General features: G+C 57.9%; 17 protein-coding genes and 4 pseudogenes. 10 read left to right on the plus strand and 11 right to left on the minus strand.

Annotation, left to right across the window (positions count from 1 at the left end; translation table 11 throughout):
- Positions 1–79: 79 nt before the first annotated feature.
- A pseudogene (locus tag B5527_RS46170) lies at positions 80–428 on the plus strand (hypothetical protein); the annotation flags it as partial.
- A 158-nt stretch (positions 429–586) separates the two neighbouring features.
- On the opposite strand, the gene B5527_RS08105 reads toward B5527_RS46170, so the two are convergent.
- The 3 genes and pseudogenes from B5527_RS08105 to B5527_RS08115 form a co-directional block, all read right to left on the minus strand.
- Positions 587–877 carry a hypothetical protein gene (locus tag B5527_RS08105; RefSeq protein ID WP_245332536.1) on the minus strand — a complete coding sequence of 97 codons (291 nt, stop codon included), beginning with the start codon at positions 875–877 and terminating at the stop codon, positions 587–589.
- 132 nt (positions 878–1,009) lie between these two features.
- Complete coding sequence (locus B5527_RS08110) at positions 1,010–2,239, minus strand: ABC transporter substrate-binding protein (protein WP_079600830.1); 1,230 nt, start codon at positions 2,237–2,239, stop codon at positions 1,010–1,012.
- Between the two features lie 31 nt (positions 2,240–2,270).
- Positions 2,271–2,513, minus strand: a pseudogene (locus tag B5527_RS08115) (acetamidase/formamidase family protein); the annotation flags it as partial.
- A gap of 772 nt (positions 2,514–3,285) precedes the next feature.
- On the opposite strand from B5527_RS08115, the gene B5527_RS08120 reads away from it, so the two are divergent.
- From B5527_RS08120 to B5527_RS08135, 3 genes are all read left to right on the plus strand, one after another.
- A complete protein-coding gene (locus B5527_RS08120) occupies positions 3,286–3,945 on the plus strand; it encodes a hypothetical protein (RefSeq protein ID WP_154072094.1) in 660 nt (219 codons plus the stop codon).
- 670 nt (positions 3,946–4,615) lie between these two features.
- Positions 4,616–5,275, plus strand: a complete 660-nt coding sequence (locus tag B5527_RS08130; RefSeq protein ID WP_079600834.1) for a response regulator transcription factor — start codon at positions 4,616–4,618, stop codon at positions 5,273–5,275.
- Between the two features lie 93 nt (positions 5,276–5,368).
- Positions 5,369–5,767, plus strand: coding sequence for a response regulator transcription factor (locus B5527_RS08135; protein WP_245332537.1), 399 nt, complete (start codon positions 5,369–5,371; stop codon positions 5,765–5,767).
- Positions 5,768–5,800: 33 nt separating this feature from the next.
- On the opposite strand, the gene B5527_RS08140 is transcribed toward B5527_RS08135, so the two are convergent.
- From B5527_RS08140 to B5527_RS08155, 4 genes and pseudogenes are all read right to left on the minus strand, one after another.
- On the minus strand, positions 5,801–6,043 hold the full coding sequence (locus B5527_RS08140) for an ATP-binding protein (RefSeq protein WP_172842505.1): 243 nt from the start codon (positions 6,041–6,043) through the stop codon (positions 5,801–5,803).
- Positions 5,979–6,590, minus strand: coding sequence for a sensor histidine kinase (locus B5527_RS46175; RefSeq protein WP_245332706.1), 612 nt, complete (start codon positions 6,588–6,590; stop codon positions 5,979–5,981). The genes B5527_RS08140 and B5527_RS46175 overlap by 65 nt, the downstream gene beginning before the upstream one ends.
- Positions 6,591–6,616: 26 nt before the next feature.
- Positions 6,617–7,272, minus strand: a pseudogene (locus B5527_RS46180) (transporter substrate-binding protein); the annotation flags it as partial.
- A 177-nt stretch (positions 7,273–7,449) separates the two neighbouring features.
- Entirely contained in the window at positions 7,450–9,006 is a 1,557-nt protein-coding gene (locus B5527_RS08155) for an amidase (RefSeq protein WP_079600837.1), read from the minus strand.
- A gap of 300 nt (positions 9,007–9,306) precedes the next feature.
- On the opposite strand from B5527_RS08155, the pseudogene B5527_RS43595 reads away from it, so the two are divergent.
- From B5527_RS43595 to B5527_RS08180, 6 genes and pseudogenes are all read left to right on the plus strand, one after another.
- Positions 9,307–9,387: pseudogene (locus B5527_RS43595) on the plus strand (peptide-methionine (S)-S-oxide reductase MsrA); the annotation flags it as partial.
- A 519-nt stretch (positions 9,388–9,906) separates the two neighbouring features.
- Positions 9,907–12,111, plus strand: a complete 2,205-nt coding sequence (locus tag B5527_RS08160; protein ID WP_079600838.1) for a PAS domain S-box protein — start codon at positions 9,907–9,909, stop codon at positions 12,109–12,111.
- A complete protein-coding gene (locus B5527_RS08165; RefSeq protein WP_079600839.1) occupies positions 12,108–12,839 on the plus strand; it encodes a response regulator transcription factor in 732 nt (243 codons plus the stop codon). Before B5527_RS08160 ends, B5527_RS08165 begins: the two co-directional genes overlap by 4 nt.
- Before the next feature lie 379 nt (positions 12,840–13,218).
- The gene (locus B5527_RS08170) at positions 13,219–13,617 is read left to right on the plus strand and encodes a response regulator transcription factor (RefSeq protein ID WP_154072095.1); all 399 of its coding nucleotides are present in this window, start codon (positions 13,219–13,221) and stop codon (positions 13,615–13,617) included.
- Entirely contained in the window at positions 13,604–14,281 is a 678-nt protein-coding gene (locus B5527_RS08175; RefSeq protein ID WP_079600841.1) for a response regulator transcription factor, read from the plus strand. Before B5527_RS08170 ends, B5527_RS08175 begins: the two co-directional genes overlap by 14 nt.
- A gap of 243 nt (positions 14,282–14,524) precedes the next feature.
- Positions 14,525–14,773 carry a hypothetical protein gene (locus B5527_RS08180; protein ID WP_154072096.1) on the plus strand — a complete coding sequence of 83 codons (249 nt, stop codon included), beginning with the start codon at positions 14,525–14,527 and terminating at the stop codon, positions 14,771–14,773.
- 881 nt (positions 14,774–15,654) lie between these two features.
- Here B5527_RS08180 and B5527_RS08190 read toward each other — a convergent pair.
- The 4 genes from B5527_RS08190 to ccmI all read right to left on the minus strand — a co-directional run bounded on the left by B5527_RS08190 (position 15,655) and on the right by ccmI (position 19,792).
- Entirely contained in the window at positions 15,655–16,107 is a 453-nt protein-coding gene (locus tag B5527_RS08190) for a cytochrome c-type biogenesis protein (RefSeq protein WP_425305065.1), read from the minus strand.
- A 67-nt stretch (positions 16,108–16,174) separates the two neighbouring features.
- Positions 16,175–18,157, minus strand: a complete 1,983-nt coding sequence (locus B5527_RS08195) for a heme lyase CcmF/NrfE family subunit (RefSeq protein ID WP_079600844.1) — start codon at positions 18,155–18,157, stop codon at positions 16,175–16,177.
- A 16-nt stretch (positions 18,158–18,173) separates the two neighbouring features.
- Complete coding sequence (gene ccmE / locus B5527_RS08200) at positions 18,174–18,635, minus strand: cytochrome c maturation protein CcmE (protein WP_079600845.1); 462 nt, start codon at positions 18,633–18,635, stop codon at positions 18,174–18,176.
- Positions 18,635–19,792: a c-type cytochrome biogenesis protein CcmI gene (gene ccmI, locus B5527_RS08205; protein ID WP_079600846.1), complete on the minus strand. Its 1,158-nt coding sequence runs from the start codon at positions 19,790–19,792 to the stop codon at positions 18,635–18,637. Before ccmI ends, ccmE begins: the two co-directional genes overlap by 1 nt.
- Positions 19,793–19,828 lie beyond the last annotated feature (36 nt).

The raw sequence follows: 19,828 nt of genomic DNA on the forward strand, positions 1-19,828 counted from the left end.
CGGCGCCGCCCCGCTCACAACGGAGATCCTGCAGCAGCTACCCAACCTCAAGCTGATAGCTTCGACAGGACCACGAAAACACATCATGGACCTGGGTTTCTTGCCGGAGAGTTTGCAGTATTTTTCGATTAGCGGTCGTGCCGCTTTGACCGGACTAAAAGGATATCGGCTCTCACCGCTTCAACATGACACCTTAGATAAGGTCGAATTTGATAGCGAGCCGATCCGACTGACGTTTGACGCCAGTAAAAGGCGATCTGGGTCCAAAATACACTCATTTTGTCGATGTTTGGGTGGCATATCGTTATTGGCAGAACAAGTATGGCTACGACAACATCAATGCGCCTAACGTCTGTACTGTTGGGGGAGTTGTCGACGGTAGCTGTACCGAATCTTCAGTGAACGCCGGAGTGACGGTGAAGTTCTAAACATCGACGTCCCATGCATTGAAGTCGGGCGTCGCAGGCTTCTGACGACGCCTTTCTTTTTGGTGGTACAACTCTAACTCCAACATCGCTGCCCTCTCACGTCTGCTACGCTTGATCTGGAATATCGTTCCCTTCGGTCGTACTATTTGAATGAGCCATTAGGCGGCTGTTGGCGCAAGAGGGGCAAAAACTCTCGTTTGGCAAGTTTCGGGGAAACGAAACTCGCGCCGTCGCGCTCCCAGCGGTTGATGGGCCCCCAGTCCTGACGCGCTGTTACAGGGCGCGCTCGCCTCCAATAGAAAAATGATCACGCCGATGATGCCGACCACGACCGGAGCGACCACCAGCATCGACAGCCAGATGTTGACGCCGTGGCCGGCGGCAACGATCGCGGCATAGCCGCCAAGCATCAGGAATTCGCCGTGAGCGAGATTGATGACCCGCATCATGCCGAAGATAATCGCCAGCCCGGATGCTGATCAGCGCCAGGCTGGCTATCGCGTAAAGGACCTGGATTGCCAAGAAGAGCAACCAGATCCATGTTCACCTTACCCAAGCAGGGTCTGACAGCCGGCGGGCCATCAGGTCTTGATCACATATTGCTGGTTGTCGTTCGGGTTCTTGATCAGGTTGCATACCGCGGCCGTGTCGGCAGGCTTCTGCTGGGCGAAATCCTCCAGCACCTTGAGTTTCTTGTCGCTGACTTCGGCGATATGAACATCGAGGATGCAATGATGCGTCGGCGGATCGATTGTGACCTTGCCGGAGGGGGCATCGATGCTGATCCCGGTTTCCAGCGCCTCGATGACTTTCAGGCGGTCGATGCTGCCTGCCTTCTTGACCCCTTCCGCCCACAGGCGGAAGCCCTGATAGGTTCCCATCGCGAGCTCGGTGATGTTGGGATAGTCGGCGCCGAAGCGCTTGTGGAAGTTGGCGACGAATGCCTTGTTGACCGGGTTCTTCAGATCCTGGAAGTAATTGTAGCAGATCAGCATGCCATTGCATTCTTCGGGCGACAGAACGATGTGCTCGTTGCCCAAGGCAAAAGTCGTCGACGCCATCGGGATGCTCTTGTGCATGCCGGCCGCGGCCCATTGGCGATAGAAGGAAATATGGGGTCCGCCGACCAGCGCCGACCATACGAAGTCCGGCTTTGCAGCCTGGATCTCGGAAATCGTTGGACCGAAATTGGTGACGTCGAGCGGGAAAAAGTCGATCGACGAAACCTCGCCGCCGTTTTCGGTGACGTATTTCTTCACCCATTGCGAGGTAATCTGGCCGTAATTGTAGTCGGCAGCGACAACATAGACCTTCTTGCCCCACTTTTTCATTGCGTAAGGCACGAGTTTTTCCACCGTCTGCGCCGGCGTGACGCCGGTGTCGAACTGATCGCGGTCGCAGACGCCGCCCTCATACTGGGTGTTGTAGAAATAAAGCGTCTTGAAGCGGTCGAGCACTGGCCGGATGACCTCGCGCGAGGCCGAGGTGATGCCGCCATGAACGACTGCGACCTTGTCCTTCAGCGCCGCCTGCTGCGCGAACTGGGTATAAAGTTGCATGTTCGACTGGGTGTCGTAATTGATCAGCTTGATCTGCCGCCCGAGCAGGCCGCCGGCCGCGTTGGCTTCCTCGACCGCAAGCGTGATCGCATCGACCATCGGCTTGCCGTAGATGTCGAGCCCGCCCGAGAGATCGTGTATGCTCGCGACGTTGATCGGTTCGTCCGCAAAGGCGCTGGAACCGAACATGCCGGCAGCAGCGGTAGCGGTAGCAGCCGTACCCTGTAAGAACCTTCTGCGATTGACCTTCATTGCCGTACCCCTCCTCGTTGTTGTCGAACCATCATGCGACCAGATATTTCTTCAGGATCGACGGGCCCATCGTGTATTTCGGATCGACCATGTTGCCGGATCCGTCCGCCCGGGGCTGAGCAGCATGTAGGCGTCGATTCTCGTCGAAGCCGTAATCGGCGCTCATCCAGCGCACCAACTCGCGATAGGCGACGCGGGCCGCGTCTTCCAGCGGCCGGGCGCTCCCGATAATCATCAGGAAATTCTCGGTCTCAAGTCGTGGCCATGCAAGAGATTTTCAGACGCGGAAGGCCGGTATCCGGGTGAGCGTGGCGCGACAGGCGCCAGCGCTGGCGGCACCAGTTCTTCAAGCCGGCCGTATGAGGCGGCCCGGGATCCAACATAATACAGTTGGGTGCAGAAGACTTGTCCGTCCGCAAATACTCTTCGCTGCATTCGAAGAGTGTGAGCGTGAGTCTCAAGCAATCCCTGTAAGGCGATACGCGTAACAACATCGCAATCAATGACCGCAACGTTGGCACATTCGTTGATTATCGGGTTGTCACCATTCATTTGGCAGAATGTTTACCGTCCTCACGCGACAATCCGCGGCAAGTGCAAAGCAAACGGAATAGGTAGCCCGCAGCATTTGTCGAGTTCACTGCGGTAAAACTCAACCTCTGGCTTGTGCGATCTCCCCCAAACTTGGCCGCTATCCCACTGGCGGGCAACTCATTCCCCGGAGGCTGCTGAACAAAAAATCTGAACAAAATCAATAAACAATCGAAACGGAAAAAAGCTGGAGAAGATGGGAGTTCCCGAGGGCAACGCGACGGCCTGCACTAATCCTTTGCATGACGGAGGGGCCTCGGGCCACGGGTCCACCCATCGATTGGACCCCAGAGTCTTCTCCTAACGCGCATTAAATTGGAACCGCGCGGATCGGAACTATCCGTCAAATATGTTTGCCCCCGGATTTCCGACAGCATTATAATCGCTCACGCCTCTGTGAGAATAGCAAGGAAGGTGCCTCAGTCAAAAAGGGCACAGATCAAGAGAGGTCGGGTGTGCGAGTAATTGGAGAGTCGGACAAGCCACCGCGCAAAAAGAACCGGCCCAACAGTCGCAACGGTCGCCACCATGAGACGCTTGGCCGGTCGCGTCAGAAAGGGGCGCAGCGCGCCGGCGGCAAAATCGCCGAGCCCTTCCGATCCTTCGACTGGGCATTAACTGATCTTGGCCCCATTTCAAAATGGTCGCAATCCATCCGAACGGCCGTCGCGATTTGTGGGAGCATGGCGTCGGCGCAGCACGAAGCGCTGATCTCTGCCGGTCGATCTGAGCGCCGGCGCATAACCGAGCTTGGCAGACAGAACAACGCGCTGCGTAGTCAGGTTGCTCGGCAAAACGAAACTTTGAGCGCCGTACCGCCGCCCCAGCTCGACGTTCTCGATAACGTTCCGTGGATGAAAGGGACGGTCGCGCCCGATGGCGGGTGCGAGTTTATCAATCGCTTTTACCTGAAGGCGACAGGCCTGTCCGCGGATGATTGCATCGCGCCTCCCGAGGTGTGGAAGAAGTCACCGCGTGATCTGCCGCCATTTCTTTCTGGCCTCCATCCGGATCATCGAGACCGCGCAGCCAACTTATTTTGGGACGGCGTCGAGTCGGGGCGAGGGTGGGCCTATGAAGTTCCAATCCGCCATGCCGATGGAGCCTATCACTGACACGTAGGTCGCGCTGTCCCCTTGCACATTCGAAACGAAATCTGGTTCGATTCGTTTGCACTTGTGCCAATATCCAGGATTTAAAAGTTGCGCAGGAACGTCTTGAGACCGCTGAAGAGCGAGCACGCCGCCATCGCGGTTCTGTTCGTCTTTGTCAACTTAGGATCTGTCTGTACGCACTGCCTTTACAATGGAGCAGTCGGATGGAGCCGGATTGTCGGTAACAAAACGCGGATACTGACGATCGTCTTGGGCGCTATCGGCGGTATCGCAGCCGTTACGGGAGTCTGGAGCTTGTTCCTCGACTGGCTAAACTTGCTGGGGGTCCTCGTTCCACCAATCGGCGCTGTGATGATCACAGACCAATTGGTTGTCCGGCACTATCCTGGTATCGAAAAACTGCCGAGCTTCCGCCCAACCGCGTTCGCAGCATGGACCTTCGCAGCTACGGTCGCCATTGTTGTCCGCTACATGGCCTCTCCTATTCGGAGGTAGTTGCAGACTTAATTGCCGGCGTTGCGAGTTACTACGCCCTGTCAATCGCCTCTGGCTTGAAACGAAGGGTGCCAGCTACTTAGGCGTCCATAGACCAGCACACGGTCTTGGTACAATGACTATGAACTTCGGTCGAAAACGGGAACTTACCCTATGTGAAACGGAAACTCGCGCTATGAAAAAAGGCGTGCCTACTGCTTCCACCGTCCCAACTGCGGACGAGCCAACTGTACTTGTGATCGACGATGATCCGCTCACCCGCGGCGCACTCAGTAGTTTGTTTCGTTCGGTCGGACTAAGCGTACGAACGTTCGCATCCGCAAGGGAACTGCTGGAACATCCACTGCCTACGGTCCCCAGCTGCCTGGTCTTAGATGTCAGACTACCTCGGCTGAGCGGCTTCGACCTGCAAGCAGAACTCAGTCGATTAGGGCTGAAGATACCCATCATCTTCATTACCGGTCATGGGGATATTCCAATGTCGGTCAAGGCAATGAAGGCCGGCGCAGTCGACTTCCTAACAAAGCCGTTTCGTGACCAGGAGATGCTTGAGGCAGTGACCAGGGCTCTTGAACGCGATCTGAAGCATCGTAGGGAAGAGCAGTCCAATTTGGATAACCAAACCCGGTTTGAGTCGCTGACCCCTCGTGAGCGTCAAATTATGTCGCTGGTGACAGCCGGCCTTATGAACAAGGAGGTGGCTTTCAGGATCGGCATAAGCGAAATGACCGTTAAGATTCACCGTGGTCATGTGATGCGAAAGATGGGCACGAAATCACTGGCCGACCTCGTGCTCATTGCCGAGAACCTCGGAATTCGGGGGCAAGAAAAATAGGAAAACTAACACCGAGGTAGTATATCCCGAATGACCGGGCCGTGGCACCCTGTAACCGGAAATGTCCTTCTCTACCGAGGGTGGAACGAACGGTTGGCAGAGATTCCGATCATATCGATCGTGGATGACGACGATTTGTTTCGCGGGGCTATAGAGAAGCTCGTGAAATCACTCGGGCTGACCGCCCGTGCATTTGCCTCCGCTGAGTCGTATTTGCAATCGTCGTGGGTGAAAGAAACCCACTGTCTAATTGCGGACGTACAAATGCCGAACATGAGTGGCCTAGAGCTTCAGCAACGTTTATCTCATTTGGGTTTCGACATACCCATCATTTTCATAACTGCATACCCGAACGACGCCGTTCGAACGAAGGCAATGAACGCGGGGGCCGTCTGCTTCCTGCATAAACCGCTCGACCTGCAGGGGCCACGCATAGCCGACTGTCTGCAGGCAGCACTGAGCAGGCCCAAGGGACCTTCTAAGGTCACGTAGCAGTCGATACGATCATTCATCCGGACGTGAATCTCACTGTCTCCTGGTTTTGTCCCCCTCACCGGACAGGAGCGTGGGTAACGTTAATTGGAACACTGCACCACGGGGTAGGTTCGCGCTCGCCCACGGTCGGCCCTGGTGAACCTCAACGATTGAATGGCAAATTGAGAGCCCCATTCCTAGGCCTCCGGGTTTGGTCGTGTAGAAGGACTCAAATAGCCGCTGTTCGCTCTCGGGAGGAAAGCCAGGGCCGGAATCTTGCACGTAGACGAGCACAGCACTCGAGTGTGTCTGTTCGGTACGGATCCAGCAATTCGCGTGCTCCCTCGGTCATTTCGCTCATCGCCTCGATCGCGTTAAGAAGCAAATTGAGAACTACTTGCTGCAGCTGAACGCGGTCTGCCCAAACGGGAGGCAGGCTATCCGCAAGTTGCGTCTTTGCGGAAATGGCATTGTTTGCCATTTCGCCGCGAACCAGCGCGATGACCTCTAAGATCGCTTCGTTGATGTTGAGTCGCGCCTTCAGAGGAGGTGCTTTCTTTACGAGCGCGCGGATTCGGTCAATAACTTCACCCGCTCGCACGCCGCTCTCCACGATAAACCCAAGCGCCTGCTGAACCTCTTCTAAGTTCGGCGGTTGGGCACGTAGCCAAGATAAAGCTGCATTGGCATAGGTGATCGCCGATCCTATCGGTTGATTGATTTCGTGCGCAATTGACGCCGACAGTTGTCCCATCGCTGCGAGACGGTTTGCATGCGCAAGTTCGGTCTGTACTTGCCTGTAACGCCGCTCGACTTCTTTGGCTTTTTTCCGATCGGTCAAATCGATAACAAAAGCGACACCTTCATCTCCCCCCTCGCTGAACGCTTCGAAGAAAGGAACAATCCCGTCTCCGACAAGCGTATATAAATGACGTCCGGCTTGACTCGTTCGATGCGCGCGACGACGCTCGATAACTCGCTCTTCTGCGGTTCGAGGGGCACGTACATCTCGTCGAGGACCTGTCCACCGACCTCTAGGGAGAGACCGGATATGATCCGGTTCGACTCGTATGGAAAGACGTAATCGGATCCGACGAGAAAGACTTAGTTCCCATAGTTCGCGACCAGATAGTCGACAAGTTGTACCGACAATTGGCTCGGAGTGGCACCGGTGTAGATGCAGTGTCGCGAATACTCGAAGCCTTCGTACAGGTGTGGATAGAACAGCAACGCATTGCGCGCTTCGATAACCGGCAATGCAGCCTTCCGGGTGCTCGACATATGACATCCGAAGACGACCTTGACGCGGTCCACGTCGCAAAGCGTAAGAGCCAATCACGATGGAGGGAGGGCGTGGATTTCGGGTCGTAGGAAATGGCCTCGATCGGTCGACCCAGGATACCTCCGGCCCTGTTGATCTCTTCAATCGCCAAAAAGGTTGCGGCGCGCTGTGTCCTGTCGACCGCAGCCGTCGCGCCGGTCTCCGAAAACAGCACTCCGACGCGCCAGCTGTTGGGTTGCATCTCAAAATCACCGAGCGAGGGGCGTTGTCGTGTCCGGTCGAAAGCCGCCTACCGAAGCCACTTGGTGTTTTCGGTACCGCCGGATCCCAAAGATGGCTTTCAAATTTGGGATGCGCAAGAGGAAGCTCGGCGGCCGCAGTCGCCGAGTGCCGTAACGAACCTCCCTTGAATACGCATTCACTCTTGAAGTGCCGGCGCCTTGCGATGTTTGGTAGCAATTTCGTAGGCGTAAGCATATGCTAACAGATTGGCTTCGCTCCAGAGGTGCCCGACGAAGATCAAACTGAACGGTGACCCTGAGGTGTAGTAGCCGGCTGGAACGTTTACGCCGGGAAGTCCCGCGATGTTGATTTCACCGACGGTCGTCTCGCGGATTGTTCCTTTGCCGTGGAGCGGGGGCAGTTCTTCAAGCATCTGCGGGAAAACGCAGGCATCAAGCTTCTCTCGTATAAAAACGTCCTCGAAGATGTTGAGGTAGGTTTCCTTCAACGTGATGAACTCTGAGAGGTCCGGCGGCCGCGATGGATCGTCGAGGGCCGCCTTGAACTGTGGAAGGTTTGGCATGAAGCTCAACACACCTTTAGGGCCAAAGGCATTTTCCGATTCGGTGGCCTTCGCAAATTCCGCGAATGTCTTGAGAGCCGCGTTCGGCCCCAATCTCTCAAGGTATTTCTGGAGGTCGTAAGGAATGGACTCAAGGCCACGCGCGTCGAAGTTCGCGAGAGGCGGCGTCGGCTTGCGAAGGTCTGCGAAGCCTGATCCCGCGAACGGATCGTCGACCAGAACCGCGCCCAATTCTTTCAATTCCTTCTTAGCCCGCTCGTATAGCGACAAGGCCTCGTCGGACATCGGCTGATTACGCCATCCTAAACCGTAAAGGCCAAGACGCTTGCCCTTCAAGGCATCGGCACTGAGCCTCGACGTGTAACCACCCTTGGGCCGCTTACCTACGCCAGCAAGCGTCTTGGGATCTTCCGCTGTATAGCCCGCAAGCACGTCAAGACACAGTGCCGCATCGCGCACGCAGCGCGCGATCGGGCCGACCACATCACGGTTCCCGGAGATCGGCACGACACCCGCGTTCGGAACGAGTCCGATCGTCGGTTTAATGCCAACGAGGTCTTGGGCCGACGCAGGATTCTGGATCGAGCCACCCGTCTCTTCTGCGAGACCAAGCACAACCATGCTTGAGCCCACGGCAGCAGCAGTGCCAGCACTACTTCCACCCGGAAGACGGTCCGGCATGGTGACGTTCAGGGTCGGTCCAGCCCAGCTATCGTTGGCATGACTACCGGAGTGGCTCAACACAGGAACATTGGTCTTTCCAAGGATGATCGCGCCAGCCTTGCGCATGCGCGCCACCACGGGCGAGTCGGTGGCCGGCATCAAGTCTACGCCGCCCGTCTTGCTATATAGGAGCGACCAGCCACCCGTCGTCGGGAAGCCGACCATATCCATCGGATCTTTGACCACTACAGGCACGCCGGCCAATGGACCGAGCTGCTCCCCAGCCGCTCGGCGCTTGTCAATGGCGCGGGCTTCGTCAACGGCAGCAGGATTCATGAAGATGATAGCATTGTATCTTTTGTTGTACTTCTCAATCCTCTTGAGACTGGCCTTGACGAGGGTTTCGGCTGTTAAGCTGCCGGCCCTGAAGCCGGCCTCGATTTGTTCGACGGTGAGGCCGATCAGATCGACATCGTCGTGGGATACGGACTTTGCGGGCTGGCTCATCGAAATCTCCTTTGCATGGGACCATGTTTCTGAATTCGCGCCGTTCCAGCGGAACGAACAAGATTCGAACCCGCGGTCGCCTGCGACCGCAGACACGCATCAATCGCCGGCGAGATCTCACAAGCCAGCACTAACCGCCCGGCGAGACGGCTTTGCTCCGCCGCCCGCGATGTCGGAGTGTGAGAGTTCCAATCAAGAATCACTGACAGTCCTGTCAGCAGCAACGGGAATAGCTGGTCGCTTTAAACTCGAGGCCGCACTGTTGCCTCGGGTAGGACTGGCCACTTTCTCACCTGTGGCCTAGAGCGCTATCCCAATGGCTACAGCTGTCATTTCGTCCGTCCGGGCTGGAAATTGCCCCGCCGATCCTCCGTGGCGTGACATGGCCGCCTCTCGTTTGCTTGAAGAAGAGGAAATCTGTGGGCACGTCTGCGCTTTAGAGGCGCGTCCGCATCTGACCCCGCACGACCCCGTGCAGCCAAGTCCCAGTTCGAATGGGTTTTGGCATGCCACAGCGGGCTAAAAAGAGACTTTAACAAATTATCAACGACCGTGCCAGCGCCTCCAAGCGGTTCCACGAAGGATAGGAGCAGGCCGTCAATGGCGCATCCAGTGTCGACTTTCCGGTGGTAAGATGTAGGCTATTGCGAAAGTTGGATCGGAGCGCTTCAATTCATTAGTTAGGCGGTTCTGTCATGATCAATCGCTGCCGTTCAAGGGAGACGCCCGCAACAAGGCTCTTCGGACCTGAGTAGGATCTGCGCCTGCTCTTTGTGCTAGATTCATGGTACGTCGCACGGGGCAGAACAGGCACGTCGAAAGGAGATTGGCATGTACTTGAGGACAAGCGTGAAGGTAAAATAGTCTCTGCGCGGATACTGGACACGAGGTCAGCTACAAATGACTCGTTTGAAGTCCAAGTCGAAGAAGAAAACGCGGACCGTAATCGGACGCTCAAATGCAACGCGCCAAAGGGAGCGATATTCCAAGAATAAGATTGTGGTCGATGATCGCCAGGTAGATTCCTCTAAACTGAGCGGAATTCGGCAGGGCCAAGGGGAGTCCTGGGACCAAGGCAGCCTGACGCCCGAGCGGATCCACGGCGTAAAGAAAAACATTATGGCTCAACGACAAGCCCAACGTCGTCGCATGGGCGAGATTAGAACCGCTTCGGAAGCCCTTTCGCACGAAATAGACCAGTATAAACAAGTCCTGGACCGATCGCGGTTGCACCTCGAGGTCTTGCATAAATTGCCCGCGGTCGCATGGACAGTTACGCGGCATGGCAACTGTGACTTTGTGAATCAATTCTATGTGGATGCGACCGGCCTATCGGCGGATTATTGCACGGCGCCGCTCAAAACGTGGAGAAAGACTCCCAGCGATCTTCCGCCTTTTCTTTCCGTTTTGCATCCGGACCATAAGGAACGTGTGTCCCATATATTTTGGGACGGCGTCCGATCAGGCGGAGGCTGGACGTTTGCGGCACCATTTCTTCATGCAGACGGCTCCTATCATTGGCACTTTGACCGTGCGGTCCCGGTGCGAGACGCCCAGGGCAAGGTTCTCCGATTCGTCGGCTCTAGTTCCGATATTCAGGAGTTGAGGTCGGAGAGGGACTCGCTGGTGGACAGGGAGAGACGCCTTCTCGCAATCATCGATGGTAGCCCCAACCCGATCTTTCTTAAGGACCCTGATGGTCGCTTTTTGCTGGTCAACAGAGAATTTGAAAGGATCACCGGCGTCTCCCGCGATCAGATTATTGGTAAAACTGAGGATGACCTATCTAAATTGCGCGAGGCGGGCGCGCATCGAACGAACGATCGAGATGTGCCCCGGTCGGGCGAGGTGATGCTCGAGGAGCTTGCTACAACCGATATAGGTCCACGCTGGGGCGCAGTTCGGAAGTTCCCAATCGTCGATGGGGACGGTCGAATCTATGCGACCGCCCACATCACGACGGATGTCACAGCACGCAAACAGGCGGAGGAACACCTCCGCCTGGCCGAGGACCGAACGCGGTTGATCTTGGATTCCTCCCTCGACGCTGTCATCACGATTGACGCGCGTGATACAATTACCGGCTGGAGCAAAAGCGCCGAAGACATATTTGGATGGTCCTGCGGGGAAGCGGTCGGCAAGCGCATCGTGGATACGATCATCCCCAAGCAGTATCGCGAGGCTCATTTGCGAGGGTGTGATCATTTTCTCGCTACCGGCGAAGGCGCGATACTAAACAGACGCATCGAGATAGCGGCGCTCCATAGGGCTGGACATGAATTCCCCGTCGAGCTGACGGTCACTGCTATCCGGCTGGAATCTTGGCACTTTACCGCCTTTGTGCGCGACTTGACGGACAAGAGACGAGTAGAGGAGGCGCTACGCGAAGCGCGGGAAGAGCTGACCCGGGTGACCCGTCTTACCGCGATGGGGCAGCTGTCTGCGTCCATCGCTCACGAGATCAACCAACCTCTGACCGCCGTTGCGGCCAATAGCGATACGTGCCTCTACTGGTTGAGCACGGAGGAGCCGGATCTCGCCAAAGCGAGGGCAGCTGCCCAGCGGTTGGCCAAGGACGCGCGGCGCGCGAGCGAGATAATCGCCCGCATTAAGGCGTTGATGAACAAAACCCCGGCTGAAAAGGCCCCGCTCGATATTATCGACGCGATTCGTGATGTCATGAAGCTAACGCAAGAGGAATTTCGCAAGCATCGCATTACGACGCTTGCGGATCTGCACGAGTCGGTTCCGCGGATCAACGGCGACCGTGTCCAATTGGAGCAAGTCATTCTGAATCTCGTATTGAACAGTATCGAATCAATGATGCTTGTAGAGGATCGTCCAAGGACCCTTTCGATAAGGTCTCGGGTGCGGGATGACAGAATGGTTGAGATCTCATTCCACGACACTGGCGTTGGACTCGAGTCGACCGTGGTCGATCGGCTCTTCGATGCGTTCTTCACGACGAAACACAATGGAACAGGTATGGGTTTGGCAATTTGTCGTTCGATAATCGAAGCCCACGACGGACAGATTTCGGTAACCCCAGGTGCTCCATTTGGAGCAGTTTTCCAATTCAGCTTGCCCATTGCAGATGGACCATGAATGACAGTGACCAGCCCGTCGTCGCCGTCATAGACGATGACGAATCCGTCCGCGAAAGTTTGGGTGCGCTTCTGGAAACGATCTCCTTGAAGGTCGCGCTCTTCAGGTCAGTTGAGGCGTTTTTGGGCGCCAACCCTCCGGTACTACCGAGCTGTATCGTTCTGGATGTGAGACTACCAGGAGCAAGCGGCTTCGAGCTGCAAAAACAGCTAGTCGCGGCTCACGTCGATACGCCGATTGTATTCATTACTGGCCATGGCGATATCCCGATGTCGGTGCGGGCCATGAAGGCAGGCGCAATAGAGTTCTTGTCAAAACCTTTCCGGGAGCAAGAGCTACTCGATGCGGTACGCCAAGGGATCGAACGCCACCGTGCGCGCGCCGCGCAACGACGCGCTTGGGCGCAAATCCACGAGCGATTTGCGGTCTTGACCGATCGCGAAAAGGAAATCATGACCTTGCTTACAGGGGGACGCGTAAGCAAGCAGATTGCCGGCCAACTTGGCGTCAGCGAAGTGACTGTCCGCGTTCATCGTAGCCAAATCATGCAAAAAATGGGTGCGCGCTCGCTGACGGATTTGGTACGAATTGCGGACCGGCTCAAGACGGATGACGAAAACCCTTTGGACCCGGTCGCTGAAGGCCCCTACGATGGGCCGCCTCGCACGAGCCGCACGGTGAAGCGCGTCACAAGGAAACAGAAAGGTCGCGGCAATCTCGCGAAGTAACTTTCTGACTATCCCCGGGTAACCCATTGATGTGATTGCGGTGCGTTCCTCTCCGACCCCGTCACAAGACTTAGATGGCTCCTCCATCTGGCGACACATTTTGCCCGGATTGCCTCAACTTCGCATCGCGCTCCCAATGAGTCCGCTGCCAGGCCCCATGGGTCCGCGCCAGCTGTGGATGAACTGAGGCCGGCGTTTTGCTTATGGCGGATAAGCGAAGAGGCGCAGGCTCTGAACTCGATCGTAGTTTGCCTAAACGATACGAAAGGACTTCCCTTTCATTGTTTATTTGCGACTACAAAATGGTAGGGGCCGAAAGCCGGCTGTGCGAGTTAAGCTGCGCGAGTTAAGTCAACAGCCGCGAACATGGAGAACTCCGTTGAATACACTGGAGCTAGTAGCAATCGTAGATGACGACGAGAACGTTTTGATAGCGATGCAGGGACTCGTCGAAACATTCGGTTACCGAACTGCTGCCTTCGGCTCAGCGAACGAATTTCTGACGTCGGATGCGATAAATGAAGCCGGCTGTCTGATTGTCGATGTGCAAATGCCTCAAATGAGCGGGATCGAGCTTTTTCATTCGCTCATGGCGACCGGCTATCCGACGCCTGCGATATTCATCGCGGCCAATCCGAATCCCAAGGCTGAAAAGCGGCTGCTCGAAGAAGGAGCAATCGCCTATTTGGCCAAACCTGTTCGAACGGAGGCCCTGCGTGCAAGCCTCCGTATGACATTGTATCGACTACCAGGGAGTGACAGTCATGACAACGATTGACGAAACTGCCCGCCGCATCAGCACCGCTGAAGTCATTGTTGAGCCCATCGTCTACGTCGTTGACGATGATCGCCTCATCCGTGGGATGCTCAGCAGCCTGTTTCGATCGGTTGGCTTGCAGGTTCGGTTATTTGAGTCCGCTCGGGAACTGTTGCAATCTAAACTGGACGATGGTCCCAGTTGTCTGGTTCTCGATATCAGAATGCCACGTCTGAGTGGCTTTGATCTTCAAGCTGAATTAGCTAAATCCAATATTAGGATCCCAATTATCTTTCTGACCGGGCACGGGGATGTTTCAACGTCGGTAAGGGCGATGAAGGCTGGCGCGGTCGACTTTCTGACCAAGCCTTTCCGCGAGCAGGACATGCTTGATGCGGTTACTGCGGCGCTCGAGCGCGATGAAAAACGGTGCAATGAGGAGAGGTCCCACTCGGACCTCCAAGATCGGTCCGCCTTATTAAGCGACCGCGAGCGCCAGGTTATGGCATTGGTGACGGGCGGCCTTATGAACAAGCAGGTCGCGAGCAAGATCGGTATAGCCCAGCAGACAGTGAAGATCCATCGGGGCAACCTCATGCGAAAAATGCGCGCCAAAACGCTGGCCGATCTGGTTCTGATGGCGGAAAATCTCGGGATCCGTGGACGGGAGAAAGAGGTGAACTAAACGGTAGCTGATGGGCCAGGGCGGTCTGCCCAGGTAACGATAAGATAACTGTTATGGCGCAAGCAGCAAAGACATCGTTGTCATTCCTAGAGCAGCACTTGTCTGGTGCGCGGCGCAAGGGTAACTCTTGCTCATCAGGGGCTCCAATCTGTCACGGTAGACAGTTCGACAAAATCCCTTGCACTACCAAATGGATCGTGCGACCGACCGCTAGTTTCCAGGAGCGCTGATCCTTCCGGAAAAATGAGCCGCATGCTGAGATGCGGCCATTTTCGGGCGTTCCTCCTTATCACTTGGGCCGCACCATTGCTTATTCCGGAGCTCGATGTCTTATTCGTCGGCGGCTTCGATGAAGAAGCGAGCCCACTGGGCGTTAAGGGACTTGGCGAGCTGACGGATGTATCGGTAGCGCCGGCCATTACCAACGCGGTCTATCACGCGACCGGCAAACGTATTCGAGACCTGCCGGTCACCGTGGAGAAGCTGCTGTGAGAGATACGGCGCCACGAAGTGAACACATGCGACCGTGATCGACGAGGAGATCAAGGCAGGATCAGTATCTTAGGAAAGTGCCGACGCGGCGAATATCTCAGCCACCGGTGCGAAATGGTAAGCCTCTCAATTCGGCTTGCCGAGTACGAACGCGAAGGGAACCACGAAAATGTCGACGCCAACATCATCGCTGACGTGCAGGACTCAATCCCGGCAATGCTTTGCGGTGTGCGCCATGATGAGGGACCGCACAACTCCTGCAGCGTGGTCACGCGCCTCAACGAGATTGTCTACAGCGGCGCCGTATTGATCAATCAATATCCCTCGGTCACAGGAGCAATGGAAATAGACGTGGGTCACATTCTGCCTCCCTCGATTGCATTTCGGCATGAGGTTTAAGATCGAAGACTTCCTTTCAACTTTGGCAAGCTACAAAGCCGGTCCGGCTGTAAGAGAAGGCCGTCGTAGGGTATTGGCCAAGACCTAATCTCACTTGTCCATTTCTCTTGCAGGTGTGTCGATCGTGCTATTTCTGGTGTTTTGATGTGTTGGCTAGTAACTATCGCATTGGCGGGCCGGCGATTCTTGGCCCTCCGCGGGCCGCTGCCGTCGTTTTGTTATCGCCTCGATGGCCGTCGCACGACGCGAGCTGCGTCCTGCTTCAGCAGGTAGAGCGACACGGCAAGCTGAACGACCGCAGACGATCCGCTCGCCCCGTGGATCAGTAATGCGAATTTCGTCGCTGAGAGCGCCTACGATGCCCGGTGACCTGCCGCATTTGAGTCACGACAGCTGATCAGCCGGACAAGTTTTTGCGGATGGATATCATGGCCGTGGCAGTCGGCGGCATCTTGCTCCGACATCGGGAAATCATCGCCTGCCTAGGCGCCGTCCAATTGCGATTCGATCGCATTCAGCTTCAGCCGTTCCCCTTCCGTGAGGGCGGCAATTTCGGGAAGCGCGGGTCCGGTGGACCGCCGCAGGACCGAGAAGCGGATCGCAAACAGGCCGATGATCAATATCGTCGACGGCGCACCCCACAGGATGGCGGTGTGCCAGCTCATCCGGGGTTTCAGCAGCACGAACTCGCCATAACGCGCCACCATGTAGTCGACCACCTGGGTATCGCTGTCGCCGGTCTTGAGCCGCTCGCGCACCAAAAGGCGCAGATCACGCGCCAGCGGCGCCTCGGAATCGTCGATCGACTGGTTCTGGCAGACCATGCAGCGCAGATCGTGCGAGATGGCCCGGGCGCGCGCCTCAAGCTGCGTATCGGGGAGAATCTCGTCCACCTGGACGGCATGGAGCGGCGTAGCGCCGAGAAGCGCGAGCACTACCAGAATAAACCGAACATTCCAGACCATTCGCCGTCCTTCGACCACCCCGGCCGGGGGTGAAAATTCATTCCGCGGGCTGCGCCACGATCTTGGCCGCCGGCTTCGGCGCGCCGATCCGCAACCTGCGGTCCGACAATGACAGCGCGCCGCCAAAGGCCATCACCAGCGCCCCGAGCCAGATCAGAAGCACAAACGGCTTGTGATAGAGGCGCAGCGCGATCGAGCCGTCGGCGTTACTGTCGCCGAGCGAGAGATAAAGCTGGCTGACACCGCGCGTCAGCAGCGCGGCCTCGGTGGTCGACATGCCGTCGCGCGACGGAAACACCCGCTTCGACGGCTCCATGATTCCGATCACGCTGCCTGCCTTGCGCACCGTGAAGTGCGCCGCGGTCTCGCGGTAATTCGAACCGTCGCGGCTGACCATGCCGTCGAAAGTCAAATCGTAACCACTGATGGAAACGGTCTGCGTCGGTTTCAGCGCGATGATGCGTTCGCTTCCCCAGGTGCTCGCGCAGACAATTCCGATCAGCGTGACGCCGAGGGCAAAATGGGCCACCGCCGTTCCCCATGCCGAGCGCGGCAGACCGGCCGCGCGCCGTCCGATCTTTTCGATCGACAGGCTGCGCAGATCGACGCGTTCCGCGATATCGGTGAGGGCGCCGGCCATCACGAACAAGGCAAGGCCAATACCGAACGGCGCCAGCACGGCTTTGGTGCCCGCGACGGCGAAGGTCGCCGCTAACCCGACCATCGCGACCGCACATGCCGCGAGCAGGCGCTGCGCGACCCCATAGAGATCGCCGCGTCTCCACGCCAGCAAGGGCCCGAACGGCACCGCGAGCAGGAGCGGGATGAACAGCGGCCCGAAGGTGAGATTGAAGAACGGCGCGCCGACCGAGATCTTGTCCCCGGTCAGCGCCTCAAGCACCAGCGGATAGAGCGTGCCGATGAATACGGTGGCGCAAGCGGTCGCCAGAAACAAATTATTGAACACCAGCGCGCTTTCGCGCGAGATCGGGGCGAACAGGCCGCCCTGCTTGAGCAGCGGCGCACGCCAGGCGAACAGCGCGAGGCTGCCACCGATGAACACGATCAGGATCACCAGGATGAAAAGGCCGCGCGCCGGATCGCTCGAGAAGGTGTGGACCGAGGTCAGCACCCCCGAGCGCACCAAAAAGGTGCCGATCAGCGACAGCGAGAAGGTGAGGATCGCAAGCAGGATAGTCCAGACCTTGAGCGAATTTCGCTTTTCCATCACCACGGCTGAATGCAACAGCGCGGTGCCGGCGATCCATGGCATCAGCGACGCGTTCTCCACCGGGTCCCAGAACCACCAACCGCCCCAGCCGAGTTCGTAATAGGCCCAGTAGGAGCCCATCGCGATGCCGAGCGTCAGGCACATCCAGGCGAGCAGCGTCCACGGCCGCACCCAGCGCGCCCAGGCCGCATCGATACGTCCTTCCATCAGGGCCGCGACGGCAAAGGAGAAGGCAATGGAGAAGCCGACATAGCCGAGATAGAGCATCGGCGGGTGCACCGCGAGACCGAAATCCTGCAGGATCGGGTTGAGGTCGCGGCCCTCGACCGGCACCTCGGCCAGCCGCCGGAACGGATTCGAGGTGAAGAGGATGAACAGATAGAAGGCGGACGCGATCCAGGACTGCACCGCGAGCACATTGGCCTTGAGCGTAGAAGGCAGATTGGTTCCGAACCACGCGACCAGCGCGCCGAACAGGGCCAGGATCAAAACCCACAGCAGCATCGAGCCTTCATGGTTGCCCCAGACGCTGGTGAACTTGTAGATCAGCGGCATCTGCGAATGCGAATTCTCGAAGACGTTGGCGACCGAAAAATCCGACGTCACGTAACAATAGGTCAGCGCGCCAAAGGCAATGGCCACGAAGCCAAATTGCGCCAGCGCGGTCGAGTCGGCGAGCCTCATCAGCGCGACATCGCCCTTGCGCGCGCCGATCATAGGCGACCACGACTGGATCAGCGCCAGCGCGAGCGCCAGTACAAGCGCGTAGTGACCGAGTTCTGCAATCATGGCGATGGTTCCCGGTTCATCTTGCGCTTTGCTTGACGGGTGCGGCGGTCTCTTGCCAGTGGCCCTGTTTCTTCAGGGTATCGACCACCTCGCGCGGCATGTAATTCTCGTCGTGCTTGGCGAGCACGGTATCGGCTGCCAACGTGCCACCCGGCTCGACGTGGCCCTCGGCAACGACGCCCAGCCCTTCGCGGAACAGGTCCGGCACGATGCCGTGGTAGCTGACCGAGATATCCTTGTTGCCGTCGGTCACCTCGAAGCGGATCTGCAGATTGTCGCCGCGCTCCAGGCTGCCCATCTTCACCATGCCGCCAAGGCGAACGCGCTTGCCCGGGGCGGCCTTGTTGTCGGCGATGTCGGTCGGCGAATTGAAGAACACGATCGAGTCGCGCAGCGAGTTCAGCACCAGCCCAACCGCGATGGCGAGCACGCCGAGACTCGAGCCGATCAAAATGAGGCGCCGCTGTTTCCGTGTCATCAACCGTCCAATCCGAGTTCTTTCGTCAATTCGCCAATGCGGCGCAGATTGTCGCTATTGCCGGCAAGCGCGGTGCGGGCGCTGGCGGCCGCCGTGAGCGCCTTGTCGCGATCGCCGAGCACCGTATAGGCCTTGACCAGGCGAAGCCAGCCATCGACGTCGGAGCCGTTTTCGGCCATCCGCTGCGCAAGGCGCGCGACCATGCTTTCGATCATATTGTTGCGCTCGCCCGGCGCCATCTGCGCGACGGCGGCGACCTGGCTTGCGTCCGGACCCGGCGATGCAAGGGCGGTCGATGAGGGCGGCGCAACGGACATCGGCTCCTTCTCGTCGACCCGCGCCAGCGCGCTCTTGACCATCGGCAGCCATTCGGCACCCTCGCGGGCGCTCGAGATCAGCGCGGCCCACCGCTTCACCGCCTCGTCGCGGCGGCCTTCCTGCTTAGCGCTGAGACCGAGATAATATTGCGCCATCACATCTTCGGGATCGGCGGCGTTGGCGCGCTCGAACAGGCTCTTGGCCTCCGGGATTACCACGCCGTTGGAGGCCACGACGATGGCTTCGCCGAGATCCCCGAGCCGCGCGGCGTCCGGGCCGAAGATCTCGAGCGCGTTGCGCCGCGCCCTGACGGCGGCGTCGAAACGTCCCAGACGAAGATAGACCGGCGCCAGCAATTCCCAGCCGCGCCCGTTCTTGGGATTGGCCTCGAGATATTTCTCGACCTCGGCGACGGTCTGCTCGATCCCCTCGGGAAGCTGCTGTCCGCCGGCCTCCGCATTCATCGTGACGGGGACCAGGTTCGGCGATCCCAGCGAAAGATAGACAAGGCCCGCGCCGAGCGGCACCACGATGATCGCGGCGGCGAGCGTCGCCCAGCGGTAGCGGCGGCGGGCTCGAGGGGGCGCAGCGACGGTGCTCGCAACTTTGGCGGACTCCGCGGCAGCGATCAGGCGGCGCGAGACCTCGACCCGCGCGGCTTCGGCCTCCACGCTGCCAATCAGGCTGGCGGCCTCGTCGCGGTCGATCTCGTCGAGCTGATCGCGATAGACAGCGACATTGCTCCCCGAACGGACGGACTTCTGACGGCGTGCGAGCGGCCACCAAACGGCAGTCACGGCCATCAGCGTCATCAATGCGAGGATCGGCCAGAGGATCATCTAGTCACTTTTTACCCAGTGCTGCCCAAGCAGCTT

The sequence above is a fragment of the Bradyrhizobium erythrophlei genome (genome assembly GCF_900129425.1).
GTDB lineage: Bacteria > Pseudomonadota > Alphaproteobacteria > Rhizobiales > Xanthobacteraceae > Bradyrhizobium > Bradyrhizobium erythrophlei_C.